Source organism: Myxococcaceae bacterium JPH2, assembly GCA_016458225.1.
In the GTDB taxonomy this organism is placed as follows: Bacteria; Myxococcota; Myxococcia; order Myxococcales; family Myxococcaceae; genus Citreicoccus.
This window is the reverse complement of sequence record JAEMGR010000016.1, coordinates 22,084-45,175: the sequence shown is the minus strand read 5'-3', so window position 1 is coordinate 45,175 and position 23,092 is coordinate 22,084. Positions and strand designations below refer to the sequence as shown.

The 23,092-nt window shown below is 70.1% G+C and carries 19 protein-coding genes; 7 read left to right on the top strand and 12 right to left on the bottom strand.

Annotation, left to right across the window (positions count from 1 at the left end):
• Positions 1 to 17: 17 nt before the first annotated feature.
• Together JGU66_23660 and JGU66_23655 are read right to left on the bottom strand one after the other, a co-directional pair.
• Entirely contained in the window at positions 18 to 1,133 is a 1,116-nt protein-coding gene (locus JGU66_23660) for an AAA family ATPase (GenBank protein ID MBJ6763780.1), read from the bottom strand.
• Positions 1,134 to 1,143: 10 nt separating this feature from the next.
• Positions 1,144 to 4,893 carry a DUF4132 domain-containing protein gene (locus tag JGU66_23655; protein ID MBJ6763779.1) on the bottom strand — a complete coding sequence of 1,250 codons (3,750 nt, stop codon included), beginning with the start codon at positions 4,891 to 4,893 and terminating at the stop codon, positions 1,144 to 1,146.
• Positions 4,894 to 4,974: 81 nt separating this feature from the next.
• Between JGU66_23655 and JGU66_23650 the strand changes: the two genes are divergently transcribed.
• Positions 4,975 to 5,460, top strand: a complete 486-nt coding sequence (locus JGU66_23650) for a DUF5360 family protein (protein ID MBJ6763778.1) — start codon at positions 4,975 to 4,977, stop codon at positions 5,458 to 5,460.
• A gap of 9 nt (positions 5,461 to 5,469) precedes the next feature.
• Here JGU66_23650 and JGU66_23645 read toward each other — a convergent pair whose 3' ends face one another.
• The 5 genes from JGU66_23645 to JGU66_23625 all read right to left on the bottom strand — a co-directional run bounded on the left by JGU66_23645 (position 5,470) and on the right by JGU66_23625 (position 10,842).
• Positions 5,470 to 6,480 (bottom strand): hypothetical protein, encoded by a 1,011-nt coding sequence (locus tag JGU66_23645; GenBank protein MBJ6763777.1) that lies wholly within the window; start codon positions 6,478 to 6,480, stop codon positions 5,470 to 5,472.
• 42 nt (positions 6,481 to 6,522) lie between these two features.
• Entirely contained in the window at positions 6,523 to 7,752 is a 1,230-nt protein-coding gene (locus JGU66_23640) for an HlyD family secretion protein (GenBank protein ID MBJ6763776.1), read from the bottom strand.
• 3 nt (positions 7,753 to 7,755) lie between these two features.
• Positions 7,756 to 9,384 carry a DHA2 family efflux MFS transporter permease subunit gene (locus JGU66_23635; protein MBJ6763775.1) on the bottom strand — a complete coding sequence of 543 codons (1,629 nt, stop codon included), beginning with the start codon at positions 9,382 to 9,384 and terminating at the stop codon, positions 7,756 to 7,758.
• Positions 9,385 to 9,386: 2 nt separating this feature from the next.
• On the bottom strand, positions 9,387 to 10,010 hold the full coding sequence (locus JGU66_23630) for a TetR/AcrR family transcriptional regulator (GenBank protein ID MBJ6763774.1): 624 nt from the start codon (positions 10,008 to 10,010) through the stop codon (positions 9,387 to 9,389).
• Positions 10,011 to 10,209: 199 nt separating this feature from the next.
• A complete protein-coding gene (locus JGU66_23625) occupies positions 10,210 to 10,842 on the bottom strand; it encodes an NAD(P)-dependent oxidoreductase (GenBank protein MBJ6763773.1) in 633 nt (210 codons plus the stop codon).
• Between the two features lie 225 nt (positions 10,843 to 11,067).
• On the opposite strand from JGU66_23625, the gene poxB reads away from it, so the two are divergent.
• Entirely contained in the window at positions 11,068 to 12,804 is a 1,737-nt protein-coding gene (gene poxB, locus JGU66_23620) for a ubiquinone-dependent pyruvate dehydrogenase (protein ID MBJ6763772.1), read from the top strand.
• A 4-nt stretch (positions 12,805 to 12,808) separates the two neighbouring features.
• On the opposite strand, the gene JGU66_23615 is transcribed toward poxB, so the two are convergent.
• The 3 genes from JGU66_23615 to JGU66_23605 form a co-directional block, all read right to left on the bottom strand.
• Positions 12,809 to 13,459 (bottom strand): hypothetical protein, encoded by a 651-nt coding sequence (locus tag JGU66_23615; protein MBJ6763771.1) that lies wholly within the window; start codon positions 13,457 to 13,459, stop codon positions 12,809 to 12,811.
• A 76-nt stretch (positions 13,460 to 13,535) separates the two neighbouring features.
• Positions 13,536 to 14,342, bottom strand: coding sequence for a 2-hydroxyacid dehydrogenase (locus tag JGU66_23610; GenBank protein ID MBJ6763770.1), 807 nt, complete (start codon positions 14,340 to 14,342; stop codon positions 13,536 to 13,538).
• Positions 14,343 to 14,543: 201 nt separating this feature from the next.
• A complete protein-coding gene (locus JGU66_23605; protein MBJ6763769.1) occupies positions 14,544 to 17,792 on the bottom strand; it encodes a hypothetical protein in 3,249 nt (1,082 codons plus the stop codon).
• A gap of 176 nt (positions 17,793 to 17,968) precedes the next feature.
• On the opposite strand from JGU66_23605, the gene JGU66_23600 reads away from it, so the two are divergent.
• Positions 17,969 to 18,484 carry a GNAT family N-acetyltransferase gene (locus JGU66_23600; protein ID MBJ6763768.1) on the top strand — a complete coding sequence of 172 codons (516 nt, stop codon included), beginning with the start codon at positions 17,969 to 17,971 and terminating at the stop codon, positions 18,482 to 18,484.
• A 10-nt stretch (positions 18,485 to 18,494) separates the two neighbouring features.
• On the opposite strand, the gene JGU66_23595 is transcribed toward JGU66_23600, so the two are convergent.
• Entirely contained in the window at positions 18,495 to 19,397 is a 903-nt protein-coding gene (locus tag JGU66_23595; GenBank protein MBJ6763767.1) for a 1,4-dihydroxy-2-naphthoyl-CoA synthase, read from the bottom strand.
• A gap of 54 nt (positions 19,398 to 19,451) precedes the next feature.
• Between JGU66_23595 and JGU66_23590 the strand changes: the two genes are divergently transcribed.
• The 4 genes from JGU66_23590 to JGU66_23575 are packed head-to-tail and all read left to right on the top strand — an operon-like array spanning position 19,452 to position 22,205.
• Positions 19,452 to 19,769 (top strand): antibiotic biosynthesis monooxygenase, encoded by a 318-nt coding sequence (locus tag JGU66_23590; protein MBJ6763766.1) that lies wholly within the window; start codon positions 19,452 to 19,454, stop codon positions 19,767 to 19,769.
• 1 nt (position 19,770) lies between these two features.
• Positions 19,771 to 20,934 (top strand): iron-containing alcohol dehydrogenase, encoded by a 1,164-nt coding sequence (locus JGU66_23585; protein ID MBJ6763765.1) that lies wholly within the window; start codon positions 19,771 to 19,773, stop codon positions 20,932 to 20,934.
• Positions 20,935 to 20,991: 57 nt separating this feature from the next.
• Positions 20,992 to 21,633, top strand: coding sequence for an endonuclease III (gene nth, locus JGU66_23580; protein ID MBJ6763764.1), 642 nt, complete (start codon positions 20,992 to 20,994; stop codon positions 21,631 to 21,633).
• A gap of 23 nt (positions 21,634 to 21,656) precedes the next feature.
• A complete protein-coding gene (locus JGU66_23575) occupies positions 21,657 to 22,205 on the top strand; it encodes a GNAT family N-acetyltransferase (GenBank protein ID MBJ6763763.1) in 549 nt (182 codons plus the stop codon).
• A 7-nt stretch (positions 22,206 to 22,212) separates the two neighbouring features.
• Here JGU66_23575 and JGU66_23570 read toward each other — a convergent pair whose 3' ends face one another.
• Positions 22,213 to 23,055 carry a hypothetical protein gene (locus tag JGU66_23570; GenBank protein ID MBJ6763762.1) on the bottom strand — a complete coding sequence of 281 codons (843 nt, stop codon included), beginning with the start codon at positions 23,053 to 23,055 and terminating at the stop codon, positions 22,213 to 22,215.
• Positions 23,056 to 23,092: the final 37 nt, after the last annotated feature.

Sequence of the window (23,092 nt, the reverse complement as noted above, 5' to 3'; positions counted from 1 at the left end):
ACCGAGGACGTGGAGCGTCATCCCGGCAGGAGGAAGCGCGCTTCGTAGAGCGCCTTCCAGTGCGCGCCCGTCCGATGGCCCACGCGCTGCTCCAGATAGCGGCGGATCTTCTTCAGGTCCTCCGCGTTGTCCTTCGCGGCCGTGCCCGCCAGGCACTCCACCACGTCCGCCGGAGTGCCCCCATCACCGCGCAGGTACCAGCCACGCACGCCCACCGCGTGCGCCACCGACACGGCCTCCGCCGTGGACAGCACCGTGGAGAGCTTCTCCACCGCCTGCCCGTCCTTCACCTCGCCCGTGCGCAGCTCGCGGAAGGTGCGCACCAGAACTTCGAGCACTTCGTCCGGCGGCGTCACCGGCACACCCGAGCGCGCGAGCAGTCGCGCGGACTCTTCCTTCACGAGCTGAAGCTCCGCGTCCGCGTCCAGGATGGGAAAGAGCGTCTCGAAGTTGAAGCGCCGCTTGAGCGCGGCGGACATCTCGTTGACGCCCCGGTCCCGCGTGTTGGCCGTGGCGATGATGTTGAAGCCCTCGCGAGCAAACAGCATGCCCTCGGGGCCCTCCAGCTCCGGCACCGCCAGCACCCGCTCGGAGAGCAGCGACAGGAGCGCGTCCTGCACCTCCAGCGGGCAGCGGGTGATCTCCTCGAAGCGCACGAGCTGGCCCTGCTTCATGCCCAGGTACATGGGCCCCGGCACCAAGGCGCGCGGCGAGGGGCCCTCGTTGACCAGCAAGGCGTAGTTCCACGAGTACCGGATGTGGTCCTCCGTGGTGGCCGCCCCCCCTTGAATGGTCAGGGTGGAGACGCCGGACACGGCCGCCGCCAGCAGCTCGGACAGCAGGGACTTGGCCGTGCCCGGCTCGCCCACCAACAAGAGGCCCCGGTTGGTGGCGAGCGTCACCATGCAGCGCTCGACGAGCGACGCCGGACACACCAGCTTGCGCCGCAGCCCCTGGGCCGCGTCGCCCAGGATGAAGGCCCGCACGGCCTGGAGCGACAGCTGCCAGCCCGGAGGACGTGGCCCTGTGTCCGCTTCGCGCAACCGCGCCAGCTCCTCCGCGTGGAGGACCTCGGCCGGAGGGCGCTGGAGCGCCGGAGCCTTCGCCGTTTCGCTTCGTCGCGCGCGCGTCATGCCGGGTGCCCTAGGCCTTCAGCCGCTCGATGTCGAACATCAGCTCGGAGAAGCTCACCGGGTCCAGTTCCTGGAACGCGCAGCCATCCAGCCGCAGCTCGCCCAGCGTCTGCGTGGCCTCCTCCGCGTCCATGCCCACGATGAAGCCCGGCTCGAAGTGCAGCCAGGCCATGACGGGCCGCGCGCCGGGCCGATCCACGAAGCAGTAGTACGTCGAGATGCCACCGCCATCGCTGATGTCCCGCGACCAGCGCCGCGACTCCAGCCCGCGCAGGGCCTTGGTCGGCACCTTCACGCCCTGGAAGCGCTGGCTCACCGCGCCCTTCTCCGTGGCCTGCGCCGCGAAGACGGGACGACCCAGCTGCGGGAACGGAACGATGAGTTCGTAGTCCGCGAACACCTGTCCCCAGGCCGCCTGCTGCGAGGCCTCGATATGGACAGGGTGCGCCACCACCACGCGCGCGTCCGCGGGCAGCTTGAAGGCATCGTCCTTCACCGTGGCGAAGGTGCCGTCCTCGGCCACCCGGAAGGGCACGCGCCGAGCGCCGTCCAACACCGCCCAGAGCAAGCGCCGCGTGAGGTGGAACACCAGCGGGTGCTTCACGAAGAACGCGATGAAGTCCGCCGCCGCCACGCTCCGCTGCGACATGAGCATCCGCTCCAGGCGCTTCACCTGGAGGCTCGCCACGGACCGCACGTCCTTCTTCAGGCCCGTGAAGCGCGCCGCGGCATCCTTCGCCTTCGCCGCGGCGTCGGACTTGGCCGGCTTGGGCAAGTCCTTCAGCAACTCGCCCGCCTCGTTGCGCACGAGCGGCCGCAGCGCCTCGTCGAAGCCGACCGAGAACTTCCTCGGCCCGAAGTCCAGCACCGTGCCGCCCGCGTCATCCAGACCGAAGGTGGGCACCAGGCGATCCGCCAGCTCGTCCGCGGTGAGCCCACGCCGACGCGCGAGCAGGTCGATGCGCTCCCGCGCCGCGGTCTTGAAGGCAGGGAAGCGGGACTTCTCCGCCAGCAGGTTGATGAGCACCAGCGCCGTCTCGCTGCCCTGATTGTAGAGCGCGTCCAGCGCCGCCTCCGCGCGCTTGCTCGCGTTCTCGCCGGGCCACTCCCGAGCCAGCGCCGTCAGCTTGCGCGCGCACTCCGCATCGCCCAGGAAGCCCACCACCTGCAGGCACCAGCTCTGCTTGGCGTCGTACTTGGCCTTGCCCCAGGCCTCGAACAGCGCCCAGGCGAAGGCGGCACGCGACGCCTCGGTGAGAGCCTCGCGCGCGTGGAGCACGCCCGGGTGCGGCTCATCCGAGACCGAGAACGCCAACTGCACGAGCAGCGTCTCCACCTCCGCGGCGGACAGGCGGCGTCCATCACGCGTGGTCAGCGCCGGCAGCTTCGCTGGCGAGGCATAGGCGGGCAGCTCCGGCTTCTTCACCTTGGGCGCCGCGAGCGGATCCGCGTCCAGCAGCGCCGTGACGGCCGCCACATCCTTCGCCCCGCCCTGGGCCGCCAGCTCGAGGATGGTCCCGCGCTGCTCCATGGATGCCAGGTAGCGCAGGACCCGCGTGGCGGCCTCCTGCTCGGCGCCCGAGCCATCCAGCGCCAACGACAGACAGCCCGCGGCGGCGATGCGCGGATGGCGCATCAGCCACGCCCGCGCCCGCGGCTTGTCCTTCTTTCCCGCGAACCACGCGGCGATGTACGGCACCAGCGCCACGTGCCCGAAAGGTAGGAGCGCGTTGTTGAACTCGGCCGCGGCCACGTCGAGCGTCCACGGGAGCATGTCCAGCCCGTACTTGGCGATCCACGTCCCCAACCGGTTGTAGCTGTAGGAGGCCGAGCCATACGGGAGCTGGACCAGGCGCAGGACGAGTTCACGCGAGAGCAGCCCGACGCCGTAGTCCGGCACCTCCAACTGGTAGCGCTCCAGGTGGGCCACGTAGGCCTCGGTCTCGGCCCGGTCGAGCTTGCTCAGCGGCTTGCCGTCCCATTCCTGCTCATGGCCTCCGTCCTCCTCCGAGGGCAGGTACCCCAGGCGCTCCTCCTCGTCCCGCCAGACGATGGCCGGCTCGGTGGTGAAGCGGAACGACACGGAGCGCCGCTGATAGGGCTTCGCCTCTTTCGGCACCGTTCCTACGTACGAGTCCACGTGGACTCCTTCCGCATGCACGTCGTCGCCGGAGCCAATCACGGGGGCGTGGACGTCTCGCACGCGGAACGTCAGGGGCACGGGGGAACCGTTGGTGATGGACAGTGCCGCCGCCTTCGCGCGCTTGTCCCCCGCCGCCTCCAGGAGCCGATTCACCCGCGCGCGCTGCACCGCCGCGGCGACATGGAGCGAGGCGGTCGCCCAGGGGGCCTCCTCCGTCTCACGCTTGAGATGCTTGATGAGGACCTCAATCGCGGCGTCATCGTCGATGTGCGCCAGGACGAAGCAGTACAGGCCCTGGTAGTGGCCATCGTCCTCCCACGGGTCGCCCACCTGGAGCTTGATGAGGGCCTCCAGCGCCGCCTTGCCTTCCAGCTCCAGCAGCGAGGTCAGGTAGAGGCGCTGCGACTGATCGAACGACCAGAACTCGTGGCTCACCTTGCGGTTCTTCCGCCGGAACGCCTCCAGGCACGCCAGGCCTCCCGCCGCCAGGACAGAGGCGTGCGTGACGTCGAGGTCCCCGAACTCGCCCACGGCATCCAGGGCGGCCTTCAGGGCGGCCTCTTCCTTCGCCCCCGCCCAGGGCCCCAAGGGGAACAAGAACGAAGCGGCGCTCAGGAGGTCATTGGCCGCGCCATCGTCCTTCTGGCGAACCGCGGCGGCGCACGTCGCGAAGACGGGCAAGCAGGTGTCCCGCAGGGAGCGGTAGGTGGCCTCGTCCGCGAGGCTGATCAACTCACGGAACCGAGCGAAGAGCCCCACGCCCGTGTAGGGCAGCTCGTCGTCGACCGCGCGAGCGCTGCGCAGGAGGGCCTGCTCCAGGCCCACCGTGGCCACCAGGAAGTCCGCCACGCGCTCGTGCTGGGACTCCGCGAACCAGTTGGAGGGATAGCGGTACTGGACGAACAGGTCGCGCACCAGGGCGATGTCCTCGGCCTCGGTCCCCACGCGGGGCGTCGGCGAGTCGAAGCGCTCCGCCATCGCGCGCTCGGCCGCGGCGTAGGACGTGCGCCACTGCCACTGCCGAGGCTTGTCGGTGGAGCTGCCCTCCTTCAACTTCTCCACCGCCATGATGTCCTGCGCCAGGAAGGAGCGGCGCACGGCGGCCCACGCCACCTCGACGCTCGGCACCGGACGCACCACCGCGCGCAAGCCACCGGGGCGAGGCACCAGCATGTGGCGCAGCGCGGGCGTCCAGTACACGCCCTTCACGCGCTCGGTGGGGAGTTCCTCCGGGGTCCACTTCTGGACCGGCCCACGGTCCTCGGCGGGAGGGGCCACCGCAGCGGGCGAGGACTCCTTGGCGGCCGAGGCCACTTCAGCCCCCTGGGCCTTCTTCGCCTTCGAAGCCGCGGCAACGCGAGCCTCGGGCTCGGGCTCCACCGGGACAGGCACCGCGGCGGCGGCCAGCGCGCCAGCCACCAGCGAGTACCCCTTCTTCACCTTCTCCGCGACGAGCTTGTCGTGCTCGGTGCGAGCCTTGTCCTCGGACGCGAATGACTTCTCCTGCGTCTGGCCTTGCGTGCCCTGCCGCCCAAACCGCACGGTGAACGACGCGCCCTGGAGGGTGATTTCCCAGAACTTCTGCGAAGTGCCTTCGGTGAATTCGTAGCGAGCCATGGAGTGGCGCGACCATAGCCACTCCAGGTGACAAATGCGCCACCCTACCCTTCAAGGGGTATCCGGGATTAGGGTCATCGCATGGCTGACCCGATGCGCCGCCTGCGTCCGTTCCTGATGACGACGGACACGCTCTTCCTCGCCTATTGGCTCGCCACGAGCCTCGCGGCGCTGGGAGTCTTCACGCCGCCCGAGGGGTGGCTGTTCAAGGACTACCACGACGCAAGGGTGGTGGCCTGGAACTGGTCCTTCCTTCCCCTCGACGTGCTCTTCGCGCTGACCGGATACCTGAGCGTGTATCTCCACGGACGAGGCCGGCCGGAGTGGCGCGCCATGGCGTGGGTCTCCCTGACGCTGACCTTCTGCGCGGGGCTCATGGCGGTGGCGTACTGGACCATCCTGGGCGAGTTCGATCCCACGTGGCTGCTGCCGAACCTGGCCGTGATGCTATGGCCGCTGTTCTTCGTCCGCCCGCTGCTGCGCGCCCCCGAGGCGACCGTCGCCAGCCCCTCGCGCCCGAGCCTCTTCGAGGCGCTGGCGACGTGCCTGTGTGGCGCTACCCGTTAAGCGCTCGGCTCACGGAATGGGGACGCAGTGGCCGCGCCGACCGCACTTGCGGCCGGTGCCGCATTCGGCGTTGTGCAGACAGACGGGCTCGGCGCTGTCATCCCAGACATTGCCCTGCCACAGGTTGCCGCGCACATCCTCCTCGAAGCCCGCCACCGTGCCGTAGATGCCGCAGTCCGGGTGGTACGTGGTCATGAAGTGGTTGTCGAGGTAGCGGACGTTGGAGCCCTGCGGAAACGGCTTGTTGCTGAGCGAGCCACCGTAGGTGCAGTACGAGCCCGTCGTCGCCAGCTGGTTGCCTTCAATCAGCACGTTGTCGATGGGCGCGAAGTTGCCGTACAGCGACACGGCGGATGAGCACGCGTTGGCGACACACTCCATGCGGTTGTGCCGCAGGACGACGTTCCCGCCGCCATGCCCCGAGGCCGCGCTCTTGTGCGTCTCCGGGCTCAGCGACTGCGCGTCATGGACATACGAGTCCTCCACCACCACGTTGCTGGAGAGACCGAAGCCCGTGCGGCCGTGGTGCAGGTTGCAGCGGCGGCACGTGTAGCCCGACGAGCCCACCAACACCTGGCCATCGCTGGGCGCCTGACTGCCATCCACTTCCACGTCCTCGATGAGCAGTCCCGTGTACTCACCGAAGCCGGTGTAGATGCCGCACCGCTCGTTGGCGATGATGCGCGTGCGCCGGATGATGACGTCATTGGCCTGCACCTGGATGCAGCCGGTGACCTCCACGTCCTCGATGATGGTGCCCGGGACACGGATGGTCATCGCGGGCACGGACTGCAGCGGGTTGCCCACGGGAACACCGGTGTTCGTGGGCCCGGGCCACTCGGACAGCACGGCCGCCTGGGTTGACTGGGTGGCCGCCCCCTCGACAGGGGCCGCGCCCTCACCGCACGCGACGGACAACCCCAGCAGGAATGCCAGGGTCACGACACTGCGCTTCTCGAACATGGTCAGGCTCCAGCAGGCCATCGCCGCGCGGCCATCCGCGCCAACGAGGTCCCGCATCACCTGAACGCCCGAGCAGCCGAGGCATATCGCCCGCCAGTGCTACTTCGTGTGCACCGTCACTTCGGCCGACAGGCCCGCGCGCAGCGCCAGCCCCTGGGGCGCATTCACCCAGGCGATGCGGACCGGCACGCGCTGCACCACCTTCACGAAGTTGCCCGACGCATTGTCTGGAGGCAGCAACGAGAAGCGCGCGCCGGTGCCGCCCGACAGGCTCTCCACCGTGCCCTCCAGCTTCTCGCCTGAGTACGCGTCCAGCACCACCTCGACGTGCTGCCCGGGCACCATGTGCCCCACCTGGGTCTCCTTGAAGTTGGCCACCACGTACGTGCGCGAGGGCACCAGCTCCGCGACAGCCTGACTGGGCGACAGCAACTGGCCCACGTGCACGGACAGCTTGGACGCCTGACCCTCCGCGGGCGCCACGATGCGGGTGTCCTCGAGTTGGAGCCTCGCCTGCTCCAGCGCCGCCTCCGCGCCCTTCACGCGCGCATGCGCCAGCGACGCGCTGGCCTGGGCCGCGGCGATCTTCTCGTCGATGGGCGAGCTCATGTCGAGCTGGCCCCGCGCCTCGGCCACCTTGCTCTCCGCGGCGCGGCGACCCTCCTCGGCCACCGCGAGCTGCGCCCGAGCCCCTTCCAGCGCGGCCAGCGCGGTGTCCTGCCCTGTCTGCGCATCATCCAGCGCCTGCTGCGACACCACGTTCTGCGCGTGCAGCTGACGGGCCCGGTCCAGGTCCAGCGCCGCCTTGCGAGACTGGGCCTCCGTCCGAGCCACGGCCGCGCGCGCCGAGGCCACCTGCGCCTCCGCGCTGCTCACCGCCGACGTGCTGCTCGACACCTGGGCGCGCGCCGTGGACAAGCCACCCTTCGCGCCCGCCGCCGCCACCGTGGCCTGGGCATCCGCCGCCACGGCCTGCGCGCGCGCCGACTCCAGCTCCGCCTCGGCCTGCTTCACCCGCGCCTCATAGGGCCGCGGATCAATGCGCACCAGCACGTCCCCCTTGTGCACGAGCGCGTTGTCCACCACCTCGACTGACACCACCGGCCCGGACACGCGCGCGGCCAGGGGCACCACGTCCGCCTCGACCTGCGCGTCGTCGGTGGTCTCCTGCCCCGCGGTGATGACCTTGAAGCCTCCCAAGGCCACCAGCACCGCCACCACCACGCCGCCGAGGATGAAGAACCCACGCTTGCCGCGCTTCGCCGCAGCCTCGGCCGCGGGCGCTCCCGCCTCGGGCTTCACGAGCTGGGGGGCTGTCGTCGTCGTCATGTCTCAAATCTCCACGTCGATGTGGGGCTTCTCTTGAGGAGCCCCGCCGCTGGGCGCGGCCTTGAGGAAGTAAACGAGCGGCAGCACCACCACGAACAACGCCGCCGCCAGCACGAAGAGTCGGTCGAAGGCCAGCACCGCGGCCTGCCGCGACACGCTGCCCGCCATCATCTGGAGGCTGGCCGCCTTCGCGCTCACCACGTCCAGACCGCGCGCCATCAGGCCCTTCTGCATCAGCGCCATGCGCGTGGCGACCTCCACGCGCTCGGGCGTGACGTGCGCGGCGATGGCCGCCTTGGCCTCCACCGTGTGGCGCGTCAGCATCGTCGCGAAGATGGCCAGTCCCACCGAGCCACCAATCTGGCGCAAGAGCGAGTTGAGGCCCGTCGCGTCCGCCATGCGCTCACGCGGCACGTTCGACAGCGCCGTGGCGCTCAGCGGGACGAACAGGAGGCTGAAGCCCACGCCCTGCAACGCGATGGCGCTGATGATGTTGCGCGCGCCCGTGTCGAGCGAGAAGCCGCCCATCTGGTAGGCCCCCAGGCCCGCCAGCACGATGCCCGCCACCACCATCACCCGCGCCGGCACGCGGCCGTACATCCGGCCCGCCAGCGGCATCATCGCCAGCATCACCAGCGTGCGCGGCATGAGCGCCAGACCCGACTGCGTCGCGGTGAAGCCGAGCAGCTCCTGCATGAACAGCGGCAGGAGGAACATGCTCGCCATGAGCACGGCGAACACCACCGCGTTGAGCATCGTGCCCGACGCGAACACCGGGTCCTTGAAGAGGCGCAGGTTGACGGCCGGCGCCACCGCCGTCAGCTCGCGGATGACGAAGGCGATGAGGCAGGTGACGGCCAAGAGCGTGCAGCCGGTAATCAGCGCCGAGTCGAACCAGTCATGGCTCTGCCCTTCCTCCAGCAGGTACTGGAGCGAGGCCAGGCCCACGCACAAGAGGACAATGCCCGACCAGTCCATGTGCTTGCGCTGCCGAGCGGCCTCCGCTTGCGCCGCGGTCCGCAGCTCCTCGTCCTCGTGCACGAAGCGCACGACCATGAAGAAGCCGAGGATGCCCACCGGCACGTTGATGAAGAAGATCCAGGACCAGTGCCAGTTGTCGACGATGTAGCCGCCGAGCGTGGGGCCAATCGCCGGGCCCACCATCACCGCCATGGCGAACACGGCCATCGCCGTGCCCTGCTCCTTGGGCGGGAACGTTTGACGGAGGATGGCCTGCTCGGTGGGCTGGAGCGCGCCGGCCCCCAATCCTTGGAGGAAACGGAAGAGCACCAGCGTGGGCAGGTTCCACGCGAGCCCACAGAGGAACGAGCCCGCGACGAACAACACCAGACACGCGAGGTACACCCGCTTCTGTCCGAAGAGGCGCCCGAGGAAGCCCGTGAGCGGCATCACCATCACCGTGGCGATGACGAAGCCCGTGCTGGCCCAGGTGATCTCCTGCACCGTGGCGCCCACCGCGCCGCGAATCTGAGGAAGGGCCACGTTGACGATGGACGAGTCGATGGCGCCCATCAGCGTGCCGAACGTCACCGACAACGTGACCAACCACTTGTTGACGGGCGGGCGCGTTGCGGCGCCCACCGGCACGGACAAGGCGGCGGACACAGCCATGGTTAGACCTCGATGCCTTTCAGGAAGACGCGCACGACCTCATCGACCCAGGCGCCGGTCATCGCCTCCGCCCCCAGCGCCTCGCGGCGCAGGATGAGGGCGCGCACCATGCCCATCAGCAGCGTGGGATAGAGCGCGCGCCCCTCGGCCCGCACCTCGCCGGCGCGGATGCCCACGTCGAGGAGCACCTCCAGCCGGCGGTGCAGCTCGGCCAGCGCCTTGGTGTGGCCCGCGTTGCGAACCATCTCCTCTTGCTGCTGCATGAGCAGCCGCGCGAACGCGTCCTTGTTGCAGACGTGCGCGAAGAGCGCTTCCACGAACGCTCGCACCTGCACCCGGAAGGGCTGCCCCGTCAGGGGCTCCAGCGTCTCGTCCAGGCGGTCGAACAGCCACTGGCGACGCTGCGTCTTGAGGGCCTCCAGCAAGGCCGCTCGGTCAGCGAAGTGGTTGTAGAGCGTGCCCACCGACACGCCCGCCCGCTCGGCGATGGACTCCATCCGCGCCGAGTGGAGCCCCTGGTCCACGAACACTTCCGCCGCCGCCTTCAGGATGGCCTCGGAGGTGGCCTCCTTGATGCGCGAGCGCAGTTTCTGGACGGGCGCCTCAGATTTTGAATCTGGATTCATTTTCTGAGCAATGATTTACCCGGCCTCGGACTTCCGTCAAGCGCGCGGGTCGGCCGCCGAGCGATAGGGCAGCGGTGCCCACGCAGGCCCGCGGCTCACGGCCCGAGCGCTCGGGCGCCTCGGTGGCTCCTGGAAAGACGACGCGCCGTGCCCCTCGGAAAGGGGACGGCGCGCGGGAGGGACGGCTGGGAGCGAGTGCTCAGTAGCCGACAGTGAAGCGCTGGCGCAGGTGCTTCGGCTTCTCCAACTCGTCGACGAGCGCGACGGCGTAGTCCTCGGCGGAGATGTGGCTCTCGCCCTTGGCGTCGACCACGAGCTGCTCGGTGCCCAGGCGGAACTTGCCGGTGCGCTGGCCGGGCTGGATGAGCGCGGCGGGGCTCAGCGAGGTCCATTCGAGCGGACACTTCCGGAGCACGTCGAGCGCGTCCCGGTGCGCGATGGCGATGGGCTTCCACGACACGGGGAACTCGGGCGCGTCCACGAGCTGCTTGCCAGGCGCCACCTCCAGGCTGCCCGCGCCGCCCACCATGAGGAGCCGGCGGACGCCCGCGCGCTGCACACCGTCGATGAGTGAGCGCGTGAGGGCGACCAGCGAGCTGGGGTTGCCTCCATCCGGTGCGAGCGCGGAGACCACCACGTCCTGCCCCGCCACGTGACGGGCCACGTCGGCGGGGTCCTTCGCGTCGCTGCGGGCGCTCGTGAGCTGGGGATCCTTCAGGTCGAGCCTGGACGGATCTCGCGAGAGGGCGAGGACCTGATGACCTCGGGACAGGGCCTCCTGGGCGATGCGACGACCGAGGACACCGGTGGCTCCATATAGGGCGATCTTCATGGAGGAATGCTGAGCCGCGCGCTCGGGCGACGACACTTGCCCCGCGGCTGGGCGCGCTGTCCGGAAGCCAACGGGAACGCATCCGCCCTCATGGGTCGGCCGCATCGTCCGCTGTCCAACCGTCGCGTGGGTTGGGTGCGCGGGCCGCGCGCGAGTTGGCATGGAATCACCGCGAGCGCTCCGATGGCGGCTCGCGTTCAAGCCGGAGCGGGCGAGGCGCACCGCATGAAGACGACCGTGGCGGATCAGTTCGTGGAGACCCTGGCCCTGGCCGGAGCGAAGCGAATCTACGGCGTGGTGGGTGACAGTCTGAACGCGCTCACGGACTCGCTGCGACGGCGCGGGGACCTCGAGTGGGTCGCGCTGCGCAACGAGGAGGCCGCGGCCTTCGCGGCGGGCGCGGAGGCCCACCTCACCGGAACCCTCGCGGTCTGCGCGGGGAGCTGCGGGCCGGGCAATCTGCACCTCATCAACGGCCTGTTCGACTGCCACCGCAGCCGCGTGCCCGTGCTGGCCATCGCGGCGCAGATTCCCTCGCCGGAGCTGGGCTCGGGTTACTTCCAGGAGACCCATCCCGAGGCGCTCTTCCGCGACTGCAGTCACTACCGCGCGCTCGTTTCCTCCGCGGAGCAGATGCCTCGGACGTTGGAGATCGCCATCCGCGCCGCGGTGGGCCAGCGGGGTGTCTCGGTCATCGTCATTCCGGGCGATGTGGCGCTGCAGAAGGCGGTGTCGGCGCGCATGCCGAGCCTCGAGTCGCTCACCCTCCCCTCGCCCCACGTGCTTCCGCGCGCGACGCTGCTGGAGTCCGCGGCCACGCTGCTCAACGGCGCGGCCCGCGTCACGCTCTTGTGCGGCGCGGGCTGCGAGGGCGCGAGCGAGCGGGTGATTGAACTGGCGCGCAAGCTCAAGGCGCCCGTCGTCACCGCGCTGCGCGGCAAGGAATACCTCGAGCCGGACAACCCCTGCTTCGTGGGCCTCACCGGGCTCATCGGCTATGCGTCGGGATACTGGGCCATGCTCGACTGCGACGTGCTGCTGATGCTCGGCACGGACTTTCCCTATCGCCAGTTCTATCCCGACAGCGCGAGCACCCGCGTCCTCCAGGTGGATGTGCGCCCGGAGAACATCGGACGCCGCGCGCCCGTGGACCTGGGCCTGGTGGGCACCGTGGCGGACACGCTCGGGGCGCTGCTGCCGCTCCTCGAAGAGAAGACGAAGCGGGAGCACCTGGACCGGGCGCTCGCGCACTACCAGAAGACGCGCGCGGAGCTGGACGCGCTCGCGGAGGGCACGCCCGGCAAGACGCCCCTTCATCCGCCGCAGGTGGCGCGCGCGTTCAGCACCCACGCCACCGAGGACGCCATCTTCACGTGCGACGTGGGCCTGCCCACGGTCTGGGCCGCGCGCTACGCGACCATGACGCGCCAGCGCCGCTTGCTCGGCTCGTTCAACCACGGCTCCATGGCGAGCGCGCTCGCCCAGGCCATTGGCGCGCAGAAGGCGTTCCCCGGACGGCAGGTCATCGCCTTCGCGGGCGACGGGGGCTTCACCATGCTGATGGGCGACGTGCTCAGCCTCGTGCAGCACGGGCTGCCCATCAAGGTCGTCATCTTCAACAACGGCTCGCTCGGGTTCGTGCGCATGGAGCAGCAGGTGGCGGGCCTGCTCGACATGGGCACGACGCTGCGCAATCCCGACTTCGCGGCGCTGGCCCAAGCCATCGGCATGCGCGGCATCCGGGTGCAGGACCCAGCGGACGTCGACGCCGCGGTGGCCGAGGCGCTCGCCACGCCGGGCCCCGCGCTCGTGGACGCCGTCGTCAGTCGCTCGGAGCTGGTGATGCCTCCGCGCATCACCGCCGCCATGGCCGCGGGCTTCACCCTCTTCTCCGTCAAGGCCCTGCTGAGCGGCCGAGGCGATGAAGTCCTGGAGCTGGCGCGCACGAACCTCTGGCGCTGAAGCCCTACCCCGTGAGGGCGATCCACTGCTTGAAGTTCTCGGGCGTGGCGGTGTTCGCCAGCCGGTGCTGATCATCCACTTCGATCAACCGCGCGGCCCGAGGTGCCACGAGCGCGCGCGAGTGCTCCAGGGGCACGGTCTCATCCTGGCGCCCGTGCACCACCACGATGCGGGACACGTCGCTCGGCAGCACGGGCGCGGTGTCCCCCACCCGTTCGGCCACCAGCCGTTGCGCGGGGCACAGCAGCACGGTGCGGCCCGTCCAGGCCCCCCGCGCCAGCAACTCCAGCGCGATGGCCCCGCCGAACGACGAGCCGACCACCACGTCCACGGGATACGACTTCAGCATCGCGAGCTGCACGTCGATGCTGCGCCGGACCGTGCGCCGCACGAGCCAGCGCTTCGCGAAAGGCCGAAGCCCCAGCAGAACGACGCCCGCGACGAGGAAGCCCACCCAGCCGAGCGCCCACGTCCCCACGCCCAGCAGCGCGAGCGCCACCAACACCGTGCCGATCACAAACGGATCGCGCACCACCGCCGAGCGGTTGCAGGGCATCTGCGCGGCCACCACGCGGAAGCCCGCCTGCTCCAGCACGCGGGCCTTGGTCCCTCGCGGCCCCGATTCGAGGCCGTGGACATAGAGAACGGTGGTCATCGCGAGCCTTATAGCCGGCCGGACCAGGCCCCGTGCAATCCACGCGACGCAGAGGCCCCAGCCGCGTGAGCGAACGTCACGCGCGTGTGAAGCCCGGCCGCACCACGTTGACCAGGGGCTGGCCGGCGGCGAGCCGAGCAAGCTGCGCCCGCAACAATCGGATGGCGCGCGGCGCGAACGCCGAGCTGTCTCCGCCCAGGTGCGGCGTCATCAGCACGCCCGGCGCGGTCCACAGCGGATGGCCCGGAGGCAGCGGCTCGGGGTCCATGACATCGAGCGCGGCGCGCAGACGTCCCTTGAGGACCTCCGCGGTCAGCGCCGCCGTGTCCACCACCGGGCCGCGCGCGACATTGACCACCAGCGCGCCCTCCGGCAGGGCCGCGAGCACCCGCGCATCGACAAGACCACGCGTCGACTCGGTCAGCGGCGTGATGACGACCAGGACCTCTGCATCCCGCGCCAGCTCCACCAACTCCGCCACGCCGTGCACGTGCCCATCCGCATCGTCGCGCGCGTGCGTGCCCACTCGCGTGAGCACCACCTCGAAGGGCGCCAGCCTTCGAGCAATCTCCTGACCGATGCCGCCCACGCCCACCAAGAGCACCTTGCGGTCCGCCAGCGACGTGCGGGTGACGTGATTCCAGCGGCCCTCGGGCTGGTCTCTCGCGGCCAGGTCGATGCCGCGCAGCGAGGCCAGCATCAACCCGATGGCCAGCTCCGCGGTGGACGCGGCGTGGACTCCCGACGCCGTCACCACCGTCACGTCATCGCCCACCGCGGCGAGCACGCCGTCGTAACCCGTGGTCAGCGTGTGCACGAGGCGCAGGCGCGGCGCCCGCTGGAGCGCGGGCAATCGCTTCACCGCGCCGATGTACGGCAGCACCACCGCCTCGATGTCTCCGAGCGCGAGGCCCTGGGGCTCCGACTGGAGGTCCCAGAGCCCGACCCGCAGCGCCGGAGGCAGCGGCTAGAGTGCGTCCAGCAGCCACGGCTCCGGCAACGTGACGTGGCGAATCGGCGAGGCTTCGGGGAGGGTCACCATCCCCGAAGTCTAACCAGGGCCCCGTGCCCGGGGCACGACGCCTCAGCGCATGCCGAGCGTGGGAGCGGGGATGTCCACGGACACGTCCTGCGTGAGCGAGTCCGGGGCGTGGTAGCCCTTGGTGCTCACGTCCGCGCCGCGGAACAGCGCCCAGCCCTGGAGGCCACGCTGGAAGGCATGCGTCATGTGCCACAGCTCCAGGCCGCTGTTGGCCAGGAACAGGTACAGCGCGCGCTTGGGGTTCCACGGGTTCGGCAGCGCAATGGCCAGACCGTCATCGGCGCGGCCATACGTCTTGCCCTGCCAGCGGAAGAAGCGACGCCCCGCCTCCAGCGGCAGCTTCTTCTCCGCCGCCAGCCGAGCGATGAGCCCGTTGTCCTCCGCGCCGCCGAAGACGACCAGGTCGCGGTCCGCCAGGTCCGCGTCCGTCACTTCCGCGTCCGGCTTCACGTTGGCGAGGATCTCCGCCGACGCGTCCGCGAGCGCCTCGCGGTAGCCGAGCGCCAGCGTGCGCTCCGACTCCACCTGCCGCGCCGAGCCGTACACGAACAGCAGGCGGTCCCAGTCATCCACCGTGTTGCCCAGCGTGTAGAAGCGCTCGCGGCGCACCGGGATGTCGCTGGACGCGTTGAACACCACGCGCACCGGCTTGTCCGCCGTGCGAACCGTGAAGGTGTCGCTGCCGCCCTTCACCTCCACGCGCTCGAACACGGAGCCCTTGTCCGTCTGGACCTCCACCAGCGTGGAGAAGCGCCACGGCGCGCCGGACTGGTCCACCTTCAGCGTCACCTCGAAGCCCTCTTTCGCCTTCACCGCGCGCGTGGAGATGCGCGGCTCGGGCAGCCCGCTTCGCTCCACCCACTGGCTGATGACGGGCTTGAGGTCGCGACCAGCCACCTCGCTCGCGGTGCGCACGAAGTCCGCCGTGGTGAGCTTCTTCCCACCAAAGCGCGTGTGCACCGTGCCCATCACCTGGGCGAACTGCTTGTTGCCCAGGAGGAGCCGGAGCTGGTGCAGGAGGAAGGTGCCCTTCACGCGCGGCACCAGATAGGCGCCATAGCGGCCGTAGTCCGTGCGGGCCGCGCCCGGCACCACATCGGCCTCGCGCGAGGTGACGTAGAGATAGCGCGTGTTCAGGTCCGACAGCGCGTCGCGCTGCTGCTCGAAGGCCTTGTCCAGCTTGTCCTCGCCCTCGGGCAGCTCCTTGAGGAGGTTCCAGTACGCGGCCGAGCCGCTGGAGAACCAGTTGTCGCCATCCGTGGCGGGGAACACCGTGTTGGCCCACAGGCGCTTCTCGTCGAAGCCCAGCGACTCCTTCACGCGCGACAGGTCCCGCTTGGGCGTCTCCGCCTTCGGCTCGGCGGGCTGGCGGGCCTTGGCCGCCTGGAGCTTCTCCGCCACGAAGAGGGGGCTGAACGCCGTATAGCCCAGCGACAGGTGCGGCGTGGCGCCGGGCAGGTCGGGGATCCACCGGCCGCCCACCATCTTCTCGCGCAGCGTCGTCTTGCCGTAGTGCGCGAGGAACATCAGCTTCTCGGTCATCTCCGACGTGGTGATCTTCCCGTCACACGCGTGCGGCCGGTTGATGGGACTGGAGGCCATCATCCGCGTGGCCACGTCCACGTCGATGCCGCCCTGCCCGTTCTTCGCGTAGAAGTCCCAGAAGGCGATGTCGCGGTTCCACGTGTTGAACGCGAGGTCCACCGGCGCGTTGCTCGGGTTGGGCACGTACTCCTTGCGGACCTCGGGGTCTCGCGTGTTGTTGTTGGCCCAGATGAAGTCCTTGAGGTTGCCCGGCGTGTCGCTCGCGCGACCATTGCCGCCCGTGCGCCACAGCCTGGTCTTGTTCGTGCCCAGCAGCAGGCACGCGCCCTCGTCGGACTTGGTGTCGGCCAGGGTCCAATCGTTGGTGTAGAGGCCGTTGTTGCGGTCCTTGAGGATGCGCTCCACGTCGTCGATGGACGAGGCGTACTGCGCCGCCTTGCGGATGCGGTTGGACTGCGGCGTGCCGTCCGCGTTGAACGGCGTCTGGCCCACCGTCGTCTCGCCAATGACGATGCCCGCGTCGTTGATGAACCAGTCCGCGCCGCTGTGGATGCCGCCCGGGAACGTCTGCATCACGAAGCGGTGGCCCTTCGTCGGCTGCACGTCCAGCACCACGTCCCAGTGGACGCCGGTGTAGCCGTTCCACATGAAGATCTGCCCCATGACGACCCGGCCATTCTTCGTCGCGGACTTCGTGGCGACGAAGGACGAGCAGTGGTCGCCCTCTCCGGCCCGGCCGTTCTCATCCTCGCCCTTGACGAAGTTGCGGCCGGTGAGGGGCGACGCCGTCACCTTGTTCGCGGACTCCAGCTGGCTGATGTCCACCGCGGAGTTCAACGCGACGATGTCGAGCAGCTCCAGGTCGCGGTCCTTGAACTTCGCGCCGCCCTTGTTGGCGCCGTCCGCGATGCCCTTCATCTCCTCCAGGTACTCGGTGTCGTACTTGCGCAGGAAGAGCGAGTCCGCGAGCAGACGCGTCTGCTCCCACCCCTTGCTCGCGTCCGACTTGTCCTTCTGGATGCCCAGCTTCTCGATGTAGCGGACGATCTCCTGCGAGGCGAGCTCACCGAACTGCTTGCCGCGCTCATAGGGCTCGCCCTCGACGTGGACGTAGATCCATCCACCGTCGTCGTACCGGAAGCCCTTGCCCGCCCAGCGCACGCTCTCCAGCGGGATGTACGCGGTGATGTCATCCACTTCCTCGACGCGCACGTCATCGAACCACGCGGTGCCGGTGGCCTTGCCGTTGTGGCCCAGGTACGCGCGCACGTAGTCCTGAGCCTGGGTGGCGAAGAACATCACCGACACGCGCCCGCTCGCGTCCGCGCCCTGCGGCGGCGTGCAGTTGGTGAACGGGAAGCTCTTCATGGCCAGACACGCGCCCACCGCCGTGGGGTAGCGGGCCTGCGGATCCGCCTGCACGCCGCGCGTGCGCACCCAGGCGCTCAGCCGGTACAGCCGCCCCACCTGGAGCTTCAGCGGCTCGGACTGGACGGCGGTCTCTCCGCCGCCCGCAGGGTTCTCGATGACGAGGCTGCGGCCCCCCTCCGAGCGCGCCTCCGAGCTGGCGGACACCTTGCCGGACCCGGTCGCGGTCCACCCGGTCGGAATCCCATTTCCGGTCAGGGACTCGAAGCCGGCGTTCCCCACCGGCACGGATGCGGCCCACGCGGGGCCCGCGAGGAACATCACCATCGCCGGCAGCAACAGGCCCTGGCGAGTCAAACTCAGGCGGAGATCGGTCATGTCATTCCCATCCCGGTCGGGTGCCGGGGGCGGCGCGGAGACGGACGCGGCAACACTTCTCACGCCTCCTTCTTCCCGGGTCAACCCGCGCGGGCACTCTCCGCGACTGACGCGACGCGGCGCCCTGCGACCCGGCCCCGAGCTGCTACGGTGCACCCCTCTTCCGGGGTCATCCCGTGCGAGGTCATCCCGTGCCGCACCTGCGCACCGCGCGTCTGGAGTTGAAGCCCTTCACGCAGCACCTGGCACGCGAGGCGCTGGAGGATCGCCAGCGCTTCGAGGCCGCGCTCGGCGTCCGCGTGCACCCCGCCTGGCCGGGACGTGACGTCGCCGAGGCCCTGCCCTTCTTCTCGAGCCAGCCCGCGCTGGGCGAGTGGGACACCCTGCTCGTGCACAGGGAGGACGCAGTGCTCGTGGGCGACATGGGCTTCAAGGGAGGCCCGGACGAGCAAGGCGACGTGGAGCTGGGCTACTCGGTGGTTCCCGAGTACCGCCAACAGGGACTGGCGACCGAGGCCGCGCGGGCGATGGTGGCGTGGGCGTTCCAGCAGCCGGGCGTGCGCGCGGTGGTGGCCGAGTGCCTGCGCGACAACGCCGCGTCCATCGGCGTGCTGCGCCGCGTGGGCTTCCGTCCCGTGCCGAGCGAGGAGCCGCTGCTGTTGCGCTGGCGGCTCTCGTCCGGCCGGGACTGAAGCGAGGGCGTCAGTACGACCAGGGGAAGCGCTTGAAGTCGCGCTTGCGCTTCTGGACGAACGCGTCGCGGCCTTCCTGGGCCTCGGCGGTGCCGTAGGCCAGACGCGTGGCCTCGCCCGCGAAGAGCTGCTGACCCACCATGCCGTCATCCGGCAGGTTGAAGGCGTACTTGAGCATCTTGATGGCGGTGGGGCTCTTCGTGTTGATCTCCGCGGCCCACTTCAGCGCGAACTCCTCCAGCTCCGCGTGCGGGACGACCGCGTTGACCATCCCCATGTCGAAGGCCTCCTGCGCGGAGTAGTTGCCCCCGACGAAGAAGATCTCCCGGGCGCGCTTCTGGCCCACCTGCCGCGCGAGCAGCGCCGAGCCATAGCCGCCGTCGAACGAGGCCACGTCCGCGTCGGTCTGCTTGAAGACCGCGTGCTCCTGGCTCGCGATGGTCATGTCGCAGACGACGTGGAGGCTGTGGCCACCGCCCACCGCCCACCCAGGCACCACGGCGATGACGGCCTTGGGCAGGAAGCGAATCTGGCGCTGCACTTCCAGGATGTGCAGGCGGCCCAGCCCCGCGGGATCGGACGCGCCCTCGTCGCCCTCGTACTTGTAGCCGTCCTTGCCGCGGATGCGCTGATCTCCGCCCGAGCAGAACGCCCAGCCCCCGTCCTTGGGCGAGGGGCCGTTGCCGGTAATGAGCACGCAGCCCACGTCCGTCATGAAGCGCGTGGCCTCCAGCGCCTGGGACAGCTCGTCCACGGTGCGCGGACGGAAGGCGTTGCGCACCTCGGGACGGTTGAACGCGATGCGCACCGTGCCCTGATCCACCGCGCGGTGGAAGGTGATGTCCTTGAACTTGAAGCCGTCCACGGTCCGCCAACGCGCGGGATTGAACAGCGGCGAGATGGAAGAAGTCATGGGCGCGGACCCTACCAGTTCCCCCCTCACCGCGCGCCGGTTAGCCTCGCGCGCATGCCGAACAGCCTGCTCATCATCCACGTCGCGGTGCACGTCAAACCCGAGTCCGTCGACGCCTTCCTCCAAGCCACCCTGGCCAACGCCCGCGAGAGCGTGAAGGAGCCCGGCATCGCGCGCTTCGACGTGGTGCAGGACACCGAGGACCCCACGCGCTTCATGCTCGTCGAGGCCTATCGCACCGCCCAGGCTCCCGCCGCGCACAAGGAGACGCCGCACTACCTCACCTGGAGGGACACCGTCGCGCCGATGATGGCCGAGCCCCGGACCAGCCGCCGCTACGTCAACCGCTTCCCCGACGACGCGGGGTGGTGAGATGACCGCCGCCTTCGAGTTCGCCACCGCGACGCGCATCGTCTTCGGCCCGGGCCGGCTGGCGGAGGCCCCGGAGCTGGCTCGCGGACTCGGCGCCACCCGCGTCCTGCTGGTCACGGGCAAGGACCGTGCGCGCGCCCAGCCCCTGCGCGATGGCCTCCACCGACTGGGCATCCCCACCGCGGACTTCTCCGTGGAGGGAGAGCCCACGGTGGAGGTGGCCCGCGAAGGGACGGCCCACGCCGTGGACGCACGCTGCGACGCGGTACTGGCCATGGGCGGCGGCAGCGCGCTGGACGCGGGCAAGGCCATCGCCGCGCTCGCCGCCAACGGAGGAGACCCGCTCGACTACCTGGAGGTCATCGGTCGAGGCCAGCCGCTCACGAAGCCGTCCCTGCCCTTGCTCGCCCTGCCCACCACCGCCGGCACGGGCTCGGAGGTGACGCGCAACGCGGTGCTGGGCTCGAGGGAGTCGCGGGTGAAGGCCAGCCTGCGCAGCCCGCACATGCTGCCGCGCGTGGCGCTCGTGGATCCCGAGCTGCTCCAGGGCGCGCCCCCCGCCGTGCTCGCGGCCGGTGGACTCGACGCGCTGTCCCAGCTCATCGAGCCCTTCGTCTCCGCGCGCGCCAACCCCGTCACGGATGCGCTGGCCCGTGAGGGCATGCACCGCTCGGCGCGCTCGCTGCGCGCGGCCGTGCTGGAGGGACTGGATGCCCCTCGCCGTGAGGACCTCGCCCTGGCGAGCCTGCTGGGCGGCCTGTGTCTGGCCAACGCGGGGCTGGGCGCGGTGCACGGCTTCGCGGCGCCGCTGGGTGGAATGCTCGGGGCCGCGCATGGGGCGCTGTGCGCCACGCTCCTGGCGGCCACGTTGGAAGTGAACCTGCAAGCGCTGCGCACCCGGGCCCCCCAACACCCCGCCCTGCCGCGCTTCCAGGAAGTGGCCGTGACGCTCACCGGCCGACCGGACGCGCGCGCCGAGGACGGCATCGCGTGGGTGCGCGACCTGGTGCACGCGCTTCGCGTCCCAGGCCTGCGCGCACAAGGGCTCACGGAGGCGGACGTCCCCACGCTCGTGGAGAAGGCCCGGGCCGCGAGCAGCATGAAGGCCAATCCCCTGCCGCTCACGGACGACGAGCTGCGCGAACTCGTCACGCGTTCGATGTAACGGCACCACTCTCGCGATGACGTCGAGCGCCCCGCCGATTACCTTCTCCCCGTCCCCATGAAACCCACGCCTCCGTCCATCCCCGAGTTGCTCCATCGACTGCGCGAGAAGTACCCGGACGCGCGCTACGAGCTGAACTGGTCCACGCCGTTCGAGCTGCTCGTGGCCACCATCCTGGCGGCGCAGTGCACGGATGAGCGCGTCAACCGCGTCACCGCCACGGTGTTCCCCAAGTACCCGGGCCCGCGCGCCTTCGCGGACGCGGACACCGCCGAGTTGGAGGAGGACCTCAAGCCCACCGGCTTCTTCAAGCAGAAGACGAAGACGGTGCAGGCCATGAGCCGGGCCCTGCTGGCTGACTTCGGGGGCGAGGTGCCACGGGACATCCAGCAGCTCATCCAGCTGCCGGGCGTGGCGCGCAAGACGGCGAACGTGGTGCTCAACACCGCGTTCAACATCCCCTCGGGCATCATCGTGGACACCCACGTGGGCCGCGTCAGCCAGCGACTCGCCCTGACGAAGCAGGAGAAGGGCGAGGCCATCGAGAAGGACCTGATGGCCCTGGTCCCCCAGGAGGACTGGACCTTCTTTGGGCCTGCGGTGGTGCTGCACGGCCGCTATACGTGCGTGGCGCGCAAGCCCAAGTGCGACACGTGCATGCTCGCTGATATCTGCCCCAAGGTTGGCGTCGAGCGCTGACCCTTCTCCCCCGGAGCCCCGTCATGCGCACCACGCTCGTCACCTCCCCGTCCGAACTGGAACAGGTGCTCTCCCTCCAGCGAGAGAACCTGCGTGGCCACGTGTCGCCCCAGGAGGCCCTGGAGCAGGGCTTCGTCACGGTGGCCCACACGCTGGACACGCTCGAGCGCATGCACGCGGTGGCGCCCAGCATCATCGCCCGGGATGGCGAGCGGCTCGCGGGCTACGCGCTGGTGATGCCCGTGGAGACGCGCGCGTTCATCCCCATCCTGGAGCCCATGTTCCAGCTCTTCGACACGCTGTCGTGGAAGGGCAAGCCCCTGGGCGCCTACCGCTACTACGTCATGGGCCAGGTCTGCGTGGCGCGCGACTACCGGGGCCAGGGCATCTTCGACGCGCTCTACCGTGAGCACCGCTCAAGCTACGCGAATCGCTACGAGCTGTGCCTCACGGAGATCGCCTCGCGCAACACGCGCTCCATGCGCGCCCATGCCCGGGTGGGCTTCCAGCCCGTCACCACGTACCGCGACGAGACGGACGAGTGGGTCGTGGTGGCGTGGGACTGGACCTGACGCCCGCTCAGTGGACTTGCAGGGCAATGGCCAGCGCGAGCTTCCAGTCGAGCCCGAGCTGGATGCCGAAGTACGACCCGCCCACCGACGTGGTGCCGAACGCCACGCCAAGATGACCGATCTCCCCGAGGATGAGCTTCATGCCCACCTCGCCGCCGACGTTGAGTTCGGGGGTGTTGTTGTGCCAGCCCGCCCCCAGGAACATCCGCGCGTAGGGCGCCGCCCAGCTCGTCAAGAAGTGCTGGTAGCCCACGTAGGAGTTCAGCTCCGACTTGCGGTGCGTCATCGCGGACATGCTCAGTCCCAGGTTGATGCGCCGAGCCAGGAAGGACATGGGCTGCACGTGGATGTCGAACATCATGCCCGTCTCGCCGCCCAGCCCCAGCCGGGCCCCGAGGACCGCCTCCACGAGTGACTTCTCCACGGCGAGCGCCGCCCAGCGCAGGCGCTCGGCCTCCGCCGCGTCGCCTCGCGCCGCGTGGAGATCCGCCAGCGCCAGGGTGGCCTCCTCGTTGTCCGCGTCGAAGCCCTGGCGCAGCGGCGGCTCGGCGCCATCGAGGTCGCCGTGGTCCATGCGGATGCGGCCCGCGGTGATGCAGGACGCGACATCGCCCTGATTGCATGCCTTGGCGAAGGCGTCGGCCGCGTCCTCGGGCTTCCCCTCCCCCATCCGCTGCCCGCCGAGCGACTGGCACGAGGACACGCGGCCCGCGTCACACTCGGCCTGCAGGTCCGGCGGAGGCGGGGGGACCCTGGGAACGGTGACGCAGGCCGAGAGCGCGCCGAGGAGCAACGGACCGAGCCAGCGGACGAGCACAGGACGAGCAAGCGAGGGGGGGAGAGCCAGCATGAACGGCGATTCAACCACGGGACGGTGCGGGCTGCTC